This window comes from Citrobacter braakii (assembly GCF_009648935.1).
In the GTDB taxonomy this organism is placed as follows: Bacteria; Pseudomonadota; Gammaproteobacteria; order Enterobacterales; family Enterobacteriaceae; genus Citrobacter; species Citrobacter braakii.
Genome location: NZ_CP045771.1, coordinates 1,696,673 through 1,708,762 on the forward strand (window position 1 = coordinate 1,696,673; position 12,090 = coordinate 1,708,762).

Sequence of the window (12,090 nt, forward strand, 5' to 3'; positions counted from 1 at the left end):
TGAATCAGGTGACGTAAAATGCCAGGCTCTTAGGCCTCAGAGGTTGTTATGCTATATATTTTTCGTTTAATCATTACTGTTATTTACTGCGTTCTGGTCTGTATTTTCGGTTGCATATACTGTCTGTTCAGCCCACGAAATCCAAAACACGTCGCAACGTTCGGTCATATGTTTGGCCGCCTGGCTCCCCTTTATGGCCTGAAGGTTGAGTGCCGCATGCCGGCAGACGCGCAGAACTATGGTAATGCTATCTATATTTGTAATCATCAGAACAACTATGACATGGTTACCGCTGCGAATATCGTTCAGCCGCCGACGGTGACGGTAGGTAAAAAAAGCCTGTTGTGGATCCCATTCTTCGGACTGCTGTACTGGTTAACCGGCAACCTGCTGATTGACAGAAACAACCGTACCAAAGCGCACAGCACCATTGCGGCGGTGGTGAATCATTTCAAAAAACGTCGTATTTCTATCTGGATGTTCCCGGAAGGAACGCGCAGCCGTGGTCGCGGTCTGCTACCGTTTAAAACCGGCGCGTTTCATGCGGCGATTGCGGCGGGTGTCCCGGTTATTCCGGTGTGCGTTTCAACTACCTCGAACAAGATAAAACTCAACCGACTCAATAATGGTCTGGCGATTGTAGAGATGTTGCCACCGGTAGATATTAGCCATTTTGGGAAAGATCAGGTTCGTGAACTGGCAGCGCATTGCCGTACGCTGATGGAACAAAAAATCGCAGAACTCGATAAAGAAGTTGCTGAGCGGGAAGCCGCTGGTAAGGTTTAATCCGCGCAATTCGGGTTTGTTACAGGAAAAGATTTCCTGCGTGTTAATCGCCAGTTTTTCATGGAGTTTATATGTCATTCAGTCGGCGTCAGTTCATTCAGGCATCGGGGATCGCACTGTGTGCAGGTGCTGTTCCGCTGAAGGCTAATGCTGCCGGTCAGCAACAACCGTTACCCGTACCTCCGCTGCTGGAGTCCCGTCGGGGGCAGCCGTTATTTATGACGCTGCAACGCGCCCACTGGTCCTTCACGCAAGGCACGCGCGCACCTGTCTGGGGGATTAACGGTCGCTACCTGGGACCGACGATCCGCGTCTGGAAAGGGGATGACGTCAAGCTTATCTACAGCAACCGTCTGACTGAAAATGTCTCGATGACTGTCGCCGGATTACAGGTGCCAGGCCCGCTGATGGGCGGCCCGGCGCGCATGATGTCCCCTAATGCAGACTGGGCACCTGTGCTGCCGATTCGTCAGAATGCCGCTACGCTGTGGTATCACGCCAATACGCCAAATCGTACTGCCCAGCAGGTTTATAACGGTCTTGCCGGGATGTGGCTGATTGAAGATGAAGTGAGTAAATCACTGTCTATTCCCAACCACTACGGCGTGGATGATTTTCCGATCATTATCCAGGACAAGCGTCTGGACAACTTTGGTACGCCGGAGTACAGCGAACCCGGCAGCGGTGGTTTTGTCGGTGATACCCTGCTGGTCAACGGGGCGCAAAGCCCGTATGTCGAAGTCTCTCGCGGCTGGGTGCGTTTGCGTTTGCTGAACGCTTCAAACTCGCGTCGTTACCAGTTGCAAATGAGCGATGGCCGCGCGCTGCATGTGATTTCCAGCGATCAGGGCTTTTTACCTGCGCCCGTTTCGGTGAAGCAGCTCTCGCTGGCGCCTGGCGAGCGCCGTGAGATCCTGGTGGATATGACTAACGGAAATGAGGTCTCTATCACCTGTGGTGAGGCGGCCAGCATTGTCGACAGGATCCGCGGATTCTTTGAGCCTTCCAGTATTCTCATCTCCACGCTGGTATTGACGCTGCGCCCGACGGGTCTCCTGCCGCTGGTGACCGACAGTCTGCCAATGCGCCTGCTGCCAACGGAAATCCTCAGTGGTTCACCGATTCGCAGCCGTGATATCAGTCTGGATGACGATCCCGGCATCAACGGTCAGCTGTGGGACGTCAACCGCATGGATATTACCGCTCAGCAGGGCTCCTGGGAGCGCTGGACGGTACGAGCGGATATGCCTCAGTCTTTCCATATCGAAGGCGTCTCGTTCCTGATCCGTAATGTGAATGGCGCAATGCCGTTCCCGGAAGACCGGGGCTGGAAAGATACCGTCTGGGTCGACGGCCAGGTTGAATTACTGGTCTACTACGGACAACCTTCCTGGGCTCATTTCCCGTTCTACTTTAACAGTCAGACGCTGGAAATGGCGGATCGTGGTTCGATCGGACAGATGTTGGTGAACCCGGCGCCGTAATGCGCCGGAGTTTCCGTTACGCCCGCCAGAACATGCGCGAGAACAGGATCAGAATGGGGTAAATCTCCAGACGCCCCATGATCATGGCCGCGCACATCAGAAGTTTTGCCTCCTCGTTTAAGGTGCCAAACGTCGTTGCGGTGATGCCAAATCCCAGCCCCATGTTATTGATGCAGGCGGCAACGGTGGCGAAAGAGGAGAAGAGATCGTAGCCCATCAGATTGAGCGCCCAGATAAAAAAGCTGGTAAATAAAACGTAGAGAAAGAAAAAGCTCCATACCGAACGCACTACTCGGTCACTTACCACGTTATTGCCCACTTTGATATTCAGCAGGGCGCGAGGATGCGCGAGCTGATGTAACTCCTGACGGCATTGCTTGAACATAATCAAAAAACGCAGCACCTTAATCCCCCCGCAGGTCGAGCCGACACAACCGCCGAAGAAACTGGCGCTGAGCAGCATGAATATCGTGTGCGAAGGCCACTGCGCATAATCCGCCGTCGACAGGCCATTATCTGTCAGCATGGAGCTGGCCAGAAAAAAGGCATGCACCAGGCTGTCCGTGATCCCGTACATACCCGCCCGCCAGACCTGCCAGGTAGCGATCAAGGTGACAACTAGCGCAATAAGCAGAAAGAAACGCAGCTCGGCATTACGACGAAAGGGCTTAAAGGTACGTTTCACAATAGCTACGTACCAGAGGGTGAAGTTAAACGCAGACAGCAGTGAAAACAGTCCGGCGACTAACTCAATAGCGTGGCTGTTATAAAAGCCGATGCTCTCACTACGGGTGGAAAATCCGCCGAGAGAGACCGTCGACAGCCCGTGGCATAAGGCATCGAAAAACGACATCCCGGCAACCCAGTAGGCCAGAGTACAAATAAGGCCGAGAATGACGTAAGTCAGCCACAGCGTACGTGCGGTATCAGCAAGCCTTGGCGTGAGGCGTTCTTCTTTAAAGGGACCTGGCATTTCAGACTGATACAGCTTCATACCACCAATACCCAGCAGGGGTAATACCGCCACGGCAAGGACAATAACCCCCAGGCCGCCAATAAAATTGAGCTGAGCCCGATAGTACAGATACGATTTCGGCAAGGCGCTGACGTCGTCAATCACCGTAGCGCCAGTGGTGGTTATCCCGGAAACCCCTTCGAACAGGGCATCGGCAAAGGAGAGATTTAAGCCATCGTCCATCCACATCGGCATGGCGCTGATAAACGAAAACAGCAGCCAGAACAGGACGATAATGACGAAGCCATCCCGGGTTCGTAGTTGAATTCCTGCATGTTTGGTTGCCAGCCACGCTCCACCGCCGAGGGTAAAGAACGTCATAAATGTGCTGAAAAAAGCGAAAAAGCTCCGCTCTTTATTTAACAGAGCAATGGTCATCGGCGGCAGCATGGAGAAGCTGTAGAGAAGAACCAGAAATCCGCACAGGTGAACAACTACCCGTAACTGGGAAATATGCAGTGAATCGTTGAGTCGCAATGAAAAATCCCCCGCCGAAAAAGAGTTATCTCAGCTGGCCGGCATGGTGTTAATTATGAATGATAAAAATGAGCGTCGTAAAATTTAACAATTTAAATCACTTTCTACTTGTCTGACTCAGACTCCACTTCATTTCTTGCCGACATACAGCGTATAATCCCCGGCCTTTGATTATTTTTTTACCATTTTTGGAAGCACTATGAGCGCAATATCCCTGATCCAGCCGGACAGAGACCTTTTCTCCTGGCCGCAGTACTGGGCTGCCTGTTTTGGCCCGGCACCATTTTTGCCGATGTCACGCGACGAAATGGACCAACTTGGCTGGGATAGCTGCGACATCATTCTGGTTACCGGCGATGCATACGTCGATCATCCCAGCTTTGGCATGGCAATTTGCGGCCGTATGCTGGAAGCGCAGGGCTTTCGTGTTGGGATTATCGCCCAGCCGGAGTGGAACAACAAAGACGATTTTATGCGTTTGGGTAAACCGAACCTGTTCTTTGGTGTAACCGCAGGCAACATGGATTCGATGATCAACCGTTATACCGCCGATCGCCGACTGCGCCATGACGATGCTTATACGCCAGACAACGTGGCGGGCAAACGCCCGGACCGCGCGACGCTGGTCTATACCCAGCGCTGTAAGGAAGCATGGAAAGATGTGCCGGTTATTCTCGGCGGTATTGAGGCCAGCCTGCGCCGTACCGCGCACTACGACTACTGGTCTGATACCGTTCGTCGCTCCGTGCTGGTGGATTCAAAAGCCGACATGCTGATGTTCGGTAACGGCGAACGTCCGCTGGTGGAAGTGGCGCATCGTCTGGCGATGGGTGAAACTATCGATCAGATCCGCGACGTGCGTAACACCGCGATTATGGTTAAAGAAGCGCTGCCGGGCTGGAGTGGGGTGGATTCCACGCGTCTCGACACGCCGGGCAAAATTGACCCGATCCCGCATCCGTACGGCGAGGATTTGCCGTGTGCCGACAACAAACCTGTCGCACCGAAAAAGCAGGAAGCGAAAGCGGTAACCGTACAGCCGCCGCGCCCGAAACCGTGGGAAAAAACCTACGTGCTGCTGCCGTCCTTCGAAAAAGTGAAGGGCGATAAAGTGCTGTATGCACATGCGTCGCGTATCCTGCACCACGAAACCAACCCAGGCTGTGCGCGTGCGCTGATGCAAAAGCATGGCGATCGCTACATCTGGATCAACCCGCCAGCCATTCCGCTCTCTACCGAAGAAATGGACAGCGTCTTTGCGCTGCCGTACAAGCGCGTGCCGCATCCGGCGTATGGCGACAGCCGCATTCCGGCCTACGAGATGATCCGTTTCTCGATCAATATTATGCGTGGCTGTTTTGGTGGCTGCTCGTTCTGTTCGATCACCGAGCACGAAGGCCGCATCATCCAGAGCCGCTCTGAAGATTCGATCATCAATGAAATCGAAGCTATTCGCGACACCGTTCCGGGCTTTACCGGCGTGATTTCCGATCTCGGCGGCCCAACGGCGAACATGTATATGCTGCGCTGTAAGTCACCGCGTGCGGAGCAAACCTGCCGTCGTTTGTCATGCGTCTACCCGGATATCTGTCCGCATATGGATACTAACCACGAGCCGACGATTAACCTCTATCGCCGTGCGCGTGATTTGAAAGGCATTAAAAAGATCCTTATCGCTTCAGGTGTGCGCTATGACATCGCGGTTGAAGATCCGCGCTATATCAAAGAGCTGGCGACCCACCACGTGGGCGGCTATCTGAAGATTGCGCCAGAGCATACTGAAGAAGGCCCGCTGTCGAAGATGATGAAGCCGGGGATGGGCAGCTACGATCGCTTTAAGGAATTATTCGACACCTACTCTAAACAGGCCGGTAAAGAGCAGTACCTGATCCCGTACTTTATTTCTGCGCATCCTGGGACGCGTGACGAGGATATGGTGAATCTGGCGCTGTGGCTGAAGCAACGTCGTTTCCGTCTGGATCAGGTGCAGAACTTCTATCCATCACCATTGGCGAACTCCACAACCATGTATTACACCGGGAAAAACCCGCTGGGTAAAATTGGTTACAAGAGTGAAGACGTGGTGGTGCCGAAAGGTGATAAACAGCGTCGTCTGCATAAAGCGCTGCTGCGTTACCACGACCCAGCCAACTGGCCGTTAATCCGCCAGGCGCTGGAAGATATGGGGAAAAAGCATCTGATCGGTGGTCGTCGCGAATGTCTGGTTCCGGCGCCTACGCTGGAAGAGATGCGCGAAGCGCGTCGCCAGAACCGTCATACTCGTCCGGCGTTGACCAAGCACACGCCTGTGGCGCATCAGCGCCAGACGCCTGCCGCGAACAAAAAACGTGGGAAAGTAGTAGGGCGCTAATCTGTCATGCCCGGGAGTGAAATGTTTACCGGGCCTGAAAGACCGTCGGCCGGATAAGGTGCCATCTGGCAGAAGTGCTCAGTAATTATGCCTCACGAATTCTGGCCGCTAATGCGGCCAGTTTTGCATCATCCGCCCGTTCACGATCGTGTGACGACAAATATCCTTCATACTGCTCGAAAAATTGGTTCTGCTGCGATTCAATCGGCTTCCAGTGGGGCAGATCTGTGCACGTGGTCTACGTCGAAATTCAAATCAGTAAAGGCCCGACGAGAGGTCGGGCAGGAGAGAAGGGGTTAACCGCCGAACTGGTCCGGGTCTGGTCCCAGACGTTTGCCCTGATCGAGCTTTGCGATTTCGCCTAATTCATCTTTATCCAGGCGGAAGTCCCAGACGTTAAAGTTTTCTGCGATACGCGCAGGGGTGACTGATTTCGGAATAACCACCAGGCCGCTATCCAGATGCCAGCGGATGACAATCTGCGCCGGTGATTTGCCATATTTCTCTGCGAGATCGCGGATGATCTTTTGATCAAAGACGTCTTTGCCGCCCTGCGCCAGCGGGCTCCAGGATTCGGTCTGGATTTTATGCGTTGCGTTCCAGGCGTGCAGTTGGCGCTGTTGCATAAGCGGATGAAGTTCTATCTGGTTAATCACCGGTGGTACGCCGGTTTCATCCATCAGTCGCTGGAGATGATTGATCTGAAAGTTACACACGCCGATGCTCTTAATCAGCCCTTCTTTTTGCAGATCGATCATGCTTTCCCACGCTTCAACGTAGTGGTCGATCGCCGGAACCGGCCAGTGCATCAGATAAAGATCGAGGTAATCGAGCTGGAGTTTCTCCATGCTTTCGAGCAAGGCTTCCCGAGGGCGTTTCTGGTCATCATTCCATAGCTTGGTGGTGATGAATAACTCTTCCCGCGGTACGCCCGCATCGCGTATTGCTTTGCCGACACCTTCTTCGTTTTTGTACGCCGCAGCGGTATCAATTGAGCGATACCCCACTTCCAGCGCTTTATGAATGGCAGTGATGACCTCTTCGTTACTTGCCTTCCAGACCCCCAGGCCCAGCTGTGGCATGACGTTACCATCCTGTAGTTTAATAATGGTTGGACCGGTCATAATTCCTCCCCTGAATTGAGTTTACCGAGGCAAGCCCCGGTAAGTTAGGTGTGACTTAAGTCTGGCCTATCCTCGTCATACTTCAAGCTGCATATGCGTTGGCTTTATTACGCGGCCCATCCATGGGCCTCGCCCTTTCAGGGCCGCTGCAAGCAGCGTTCAAATCTGCTCCCGGCAGGTTTGTCGTTTCACCCCCAGTCACTGACTTATGTAAGCTCCTGGGGATTCTCTCCTTTGCCGCCTTTATGCAACTCGAAATATTTAGAATATAAATACCCAAAAATGAAAGGCGGAGGTGAAAAAAACTTAGCGGGCAGCTTCGTAAATCCGACGGCTGACCTCGAGCGTAATGTCCTGATGTTCGCCCAGTTTCGTACCGCCGTGCGCTTGCAGTTTTTCCAGTAGCGCTGGGATGGAGCTACCGTCCAGGCCGTAGTCAGACAGACGAGTCGGTACGCCCATTTGTTCGAAGAAAGCGCGGGTTGCGGCAATAGCGGCGTCGATGCGTTGGTCATCGGAACCTTCGGTGATATTCCAGATACGCTCTGCGTATTGCAGCAGTTTGGCACGTTTGGTATCGCGTTTTTCATTCCACAGCGCTGGCAGAACGATAGCCAATGTTTGAGCATGATCCAGACCGTGCATTGCGGTCAGTTCGTGGCCCAGCATATGCGTTGCCCAGTCCTGTGGCACGCCTGCGCCAATCAGGCCGTTCAGCGCCTGGGTTGCCGCCCACATAACGTTCGCACGCACGTTGTAATTTTCCGGCTCCTGCAATGCTTTCGGGCCTTCTTCTACCAGCGTAAGCAGAATACCTTCAGCAAAGCGATCCTGAATTTTCCCGTCTACCGGATAAGTCACATACTGCTCAACGGTATGTACGAAGGCATCTACGACGCCGTTCGCAACCTGACGCGGCGGCAGGGTATAGGTGTAAACCGGATCCAGCACGGCGAATACCGGCTGCACAAATGGGGTCATAAAGGCCAGCTTATCGCCGGTGGTTTTACGCGAAATGACCGCGCCGGAGTTAGATTCAGAGCCGGTTGCTGGCAGGGTTAATACGGAGCCCATCGGGATAGCGCTTGTTACGTCGTTGCCGTGGGTTTCCAGAATGCGCCATGGATCGATGCCGTCAGCGTATTGTGCCGCAGCCGCGATGAATTTGGTGCCATCCAGCACCGAACCGCCGCCTACCGCCAGCAGGAACGTCACTTTCTCATCACGCACGATTTTTACCGCGTTCATCAGCGTTTCATAAGACGGGTTCGGCTCAATACCGCCAAACTCCAGCACGTCCAGGCCTTTCAGCGCATCCTGAACCTGTGCCAGGACACCGGTTTTTTTCACGCTACCGCCGCCATAGGTAACCAATACGCGAGCATCCTGAGGGATTTGATCGCGCAGCTCAGCAATCGCACCTTTACCAAACAGAATGCGGGTTGGGGTATGGAGATTAAAGTTGTTCATTGCTCGTTCCCTTATGTGGGTAAAAAAAGAGGGCAGGAGAGTGTCTGCCGGATGATGAACATTGTGGTCGTCAGCCGCGCTGCTCTCAATGCTCATTTCTGCCGATGTCTTGCCCATTTCTACAGACTGCTGGAGAAAACGGATAAATCTGCGCATTATGTCATGGTTGCAAACCGATGATGAAATGGTGCTCTATGAACCGTGATGAGATCTGCCTCCTGCTGACAGATAAAATTAAGCAGCTGAAAAACAATGAAAATAAACTCAGCGAACTGCTGCCAGATGTCCGCCTGCTGCACGGCACTGAGCCGGCAGCGCGTACACCGGTAATGTATCAGCCAGGAATCATATTTCTCTTTTCGGGACATAAAATTGGTTATATCAATGAACGTGTATTTCGTTATGACGCCAACGAATACCTGTTGCTAACCGTACCGTTACCCTTTGAATGTGAAACGTATGCAACGCCGGAGGTTCCCCTGGCCGGTATCTACCTGAATGTCGATATTCTGCAATTGCAGGAGCTGTTGATGGACATTGGGGAAGATGAGCTGTTCCAGCCCGCCATGGCGGCCAGCGGGATCAACTCCGCGACGCTTTCTGACGAAATTCTTTGCGCCGCTGAGCGCCTGCTGGATGTGATGGAGCGACCGCTGGATGCGCGTATTCTGGGGAAACAGATTATTCGCGAGATCCTCTACCATGTGCTGACCGGGCCGCGCGGCGGCGCATTACTGGCGCTGGTTAGCCGCCAGACGCATTTCAGTTTGATAAGCCGTGTGCTAAAGCGCATTGAAACCAAATACACCGAAAATCTCAATGTCGAACAGCTGGCGGCAGAAGCGAACATGAGCGTGTCGGCGTTTCATCATAATTTTAAAGCGGTGACCAGCACGTCGCCGCTGCAATACCTGAAGAGCTATCGTCTGCATAAAGCACGGATGATGATGATCCACGACGGGATGAAGGCCAGTGCAGCCGCCATGCGCGTCGGCTATGAGAGCGCATCGCAATTCAGTCGGGAATTCAAACGTTTCTTTGGCGTAACGCCGGGGGAGGATGCGGCCAGAATTCGAATGATGCAGGGGAGTTAAACTTACTCAGCGCTGGCCTGATAAGCGAAACGTCATCAGGCGAAAATGCCGGGGGAACCCCGGCCTACGGTTAATACTCAGGCGCTACAGTATTTTTTTTTAATCACGACAAACAGGGTACCCAACAGACCCGCGGTTAACAGGGCAATCGGCAGGATCATTAAAAAGGTCATCACCTGATCTTCATGGCGTTTGACGAACGGGATCATGCTCAGCGCATAGCCAAAGCCGGTGACGACGGTGACCCACAGCAGACCGCTCAGCCAGTTAAAAAACTGGAACCGACGGTTTGGCAGGCCCGAAATTCCCGCCATTGTTGGCAGCAAGGTACGAACGAATGCCAGGAAACGCCCAGCCAGCAGTGCCATCAGCCCGTGTTGGTCAAACATGCAGGTAGCGCGCTGATGATATTTATCAGGTAATTGCGCCAGCCAGCCTTTTACCGTCCGCGTGTTGCCCAGCCAGCGTCCCTGAATGTAGCTCAGCCAGCAGCCCAGACTGGCTGCGGCAGTCAGAATAGCTATGGTAGGTATAAAACTCATCACGTCCTGAGCGATCAGCGCCCCTGCCAGCAATAACAGGCTGTCTCCGGGTAAAAAGGAGGCAGGCAGCAGGCCATTTTCTAAAAACAGTGTGGCGAACATTACGAAGTACACCACGCTCACAACGTGCGGATCCGCCAACGCGGCAAAATCGTGTTGCCAAAGCGCGGAGACAATATCTTGAATGACTACCATGGACTTTCCTGTGGAACAGCGTTTATGTGTGGATTGTACTCCTGAATTGTCCGGGATGCCTTGATCCCGGACGCAACAATTGCAGACTTTTCCACCAGAAGTGTCTGCATATATGTCCATCTATGGCAATTTTACTCGATTCGGGCAAATCCTGCGGCCAAATCGGCAATCAGATCGTCAACATTCTCTAAACCGATATGCAAACGGATGAGCGTTCCACTGAAGTCCACCTCGCCTTGCGGACGGATTGCCGCAATGTGTTCCGGCTGATTAGCGAGAATCAGCGACTCAAAACCGCCCCAGGAGTAGGCCATGCTGAACAGGCTGAAGTGGTCCAGATACGCGGCCAGCTCTTCATGATTTAGTTTCTTATTCAATACAAATGAGAACAGACCGCTGCTGCCGGTGAAATCACGCTTCCAGAATTCGTGGCCTTTACTGCCGGGCAGCGCGGGGTGGTTCACGCGGGCGACCTGCGGATGGCTGGCCAGCCACTCGGCGACCTTTAAGCTGCTTTCATGATGTTGGCGCAGGCGAACGCTTAGCGTACGCAGTCCGCGGCTGGTCATATAGGCGGTATCGGCGTCAAGCATTTGCCCCATCAGATAGGCATTTTCGCGCAGTTGATCCCAGCAACGGGCATTAGCTACCGCAGTGCCGACCATGGCGTCGGAATGGCCAATCAGATATTTGGTGCCAGCCTGAATAGAAATGTCGATGCCAAAATCCAGTGCTTTGAACAGCACCCCGGCAGCCCAGGTGTTATCAATTATGATGATCGCATCCGGCGCGACGCTTCTGACGGCGGCAACAATAGCAGGAACATCATGTACTTCCATGGTGACAGAGCCGGGAGATTCCAGAAATACGACTTTAGTGTTCGGCTGTATGTGCTTCACAATATCGGCACCAACCAGCGGATCGAACCATCCGGTGGATACGCCGAGTTTGCCGAGAATTTTGGTGCAGAAATCCTGGCTGGGTTCATAGGCGGTGTTGGTCATCAGCACATGATCCCCTTGTTCCACAAAGGCGAGGATGGTGTTGGCAACGGCCGCCGCGCCGCAGGGGAATAACGCACAACCCGCGCCGCCTTCCAGTTCACACATTGCCTCCTGCAGGGAAAAATGCGTCAGGGTTCCGCGACGTCCATAGAAAAGCGCACCGTTAGCACGGTTGTGCGTAGCCTGCTTTTTGGCCTCTACGGTGTCAAACACTAGCGAAGAAGCGCGCTGGATCACGCTATTTACCGCGCCCAGCGTGTACTTTTTACTGCGTCCTGCGTGAACGAGTTTGGTTTCAAGTTGCTTATCTGCCATGTCGTCTTACCTGTTTTTATACGTCTGGATGTCTAAACTACCATGAATCAAAGATGACGCATCCTGCAGAACGGTCATACAGTAGAAAATAATCTCAAAATGCTTCTGGTGACTTTTTTACTGCGTAAGCGCAAGGAAAAGAAACCAAAGGTGCGGCAATATGTAAATAGTAATGAGAACGACTATCAATTCGACGTCGTTTTGATATCATTA

The 12,090-nt window shown here is 53.1% G+C and carries 9 protein-coding genes and 1 pseudogene; 4 read left to right on the forward strand and 6 right to left on the reverse strand.

Features of this window, described 5'->3' with window-relative positions; translation table 11 throughout:
• The first annotated feature begins 48 nt into the window (after nt 1–48).
• Nucleotides 49–786: a 1-acylglycerol-3-phosphate O-acyltransferase gene (plsC, locus tag GFC06_RS07970; protein ID WP_016154509.1), complete on the forward strand. Its 738-nt coding sequence runs from the start codon at nt 49–51 to the stop codon at nt 784–786.
• 71 nt (nt 787–857) lie between these two features.
• The gene (ftsP, locus tag GFC06_RS07975) at nt 858–2,270 is read left to right on the forward strand and encodes a cell division protein FtsP (protein ID WP_016154508.1); all 1,413 of its coding nucleotides are present in this window, start codon (nt 858–860) and stop codon (nt 2,268–2,270) included.
• A 16-nt stretch (nt 2,271–2,286) separates the two neighbouring features.
• Here the strand turns inward: ftsP and GFC06_RS07980 are convergent, their stop codons facing one another.
• A complete protein-coding gene (locus GFC06_RS07980) occupies nt 2,287–3,762 on the reverse strand; it encodes a TrkH family potassium uptake protein (protein ID WP_016157477.1) in 1,476 nt (491 codons plus the stop codon).
• A 199-nt stretch (nt 3,763–3,961) separates the two neighbouring features.
• Between GFC06_RS07980 and GFC06_RS07985 the strand changes: the two genes are divergently transcribed.
• Nucleotides 3,962–6,133: a YgiQ family radical SAM protein gene (locus tag GFC06_RS07985; protein ID WP_141875654.1), complete on the forward strand. Its 2,172-nt coding sequence runs from the start codon at nt 3,962–3,964 to the stop codon at nt 6,131–6,133.
• A gap of 85 nt (nt 6,134–6,218) precedes the next feature.
• Here the strand turns inward: GFC06_RS07985 and GFC06_RS23345 are convergent.
• The 3 genes and pseudogenes from GFC06_RS23345 to yqhD all read right to left on the reverse strand — a co-directional run.
• Nucleotides 6,219–6,359, reverse strand: a pseudogene (locus GFC06_RS23345) (hypothetical protein); the annotation flags it as partial.
• Nucleotides 6,360–6,429: 70 nt separating this feature from the next.
• Nucleotides 6,430–7,257 (reverse strand): 2,5-didehydrogluconate reductase DkgA, encoded by an 828-nt coding sequence (gene dkgA, locus GFC06_RS07990; RefSeq protein ID WP_016154506.1) that lies wholly within the window; start codon nt 7,255–7,257, stop codon nt 6,430–6,432.
• A 306-nt stretch (nt 7,258–7,563) separates the two neighbouring features.
• Nucleotides 7,564–8,727 (reverse strand): alcohol dehydrogenase, encoded by a 1,164-nt coding sequence (gene yqhD / locus GFC06_RS07995; protein ID WP_003838168.1) that lies wholly within the window; start codon nt 8,725–8,727, stop codon nt 7,564–7,566.
• Between the two features lie 194 nt (nt 8,728–8,921).
• On the opposite strand from yqhD, the gene GFC06_RS08000 reads away from it, so the two are divergent.
• On the forward strand, nt 8,922–9,821 hold the full coding sequence (locus tag GFC06_RS08000) for an AraC family transcriptional regulator (RefSeq protein WP_029139662.1): 900 nt from the start codon (nt 8,922–8,924) through the stop codon (nt 9,819–9,821).
• Between the two features lie 77 nt (nt 9,822–9,898).
• On the opposite strand, the gene yghB is transcribed toward GFC06_RS08000, so the two are convergent.
• Together yghB and metC are read right to left on the reverse strand one after the other, a co-directional pair.
• A complete protein-coding gene (yghB, locus tag GFC06_RS08005) occupies nt 9,899–10,558 on the reverse strand; it encodes a DedA family general envelope maintenance protein YghB (RefSeq protein ID WP_016154504.1) in 660 nt (219 codons plus the stop codon).
• 131 nt (nt 10,559–10,689) lie between these two features.
• Nucleotides 10,690–11,877 (reverse strand): cystathionine beta-lyase, encoded by a 1,188-nt coding sequence (gene metC, locus GFC06_RS08010; protein ID WP_016157474.1) that lies wholly within the window; start codon nt 11,875–11,877, stop codon nt 10,690–10,692.
• Nucleotides 11,878–12,090: the final 213 nt, after the last annotated feature.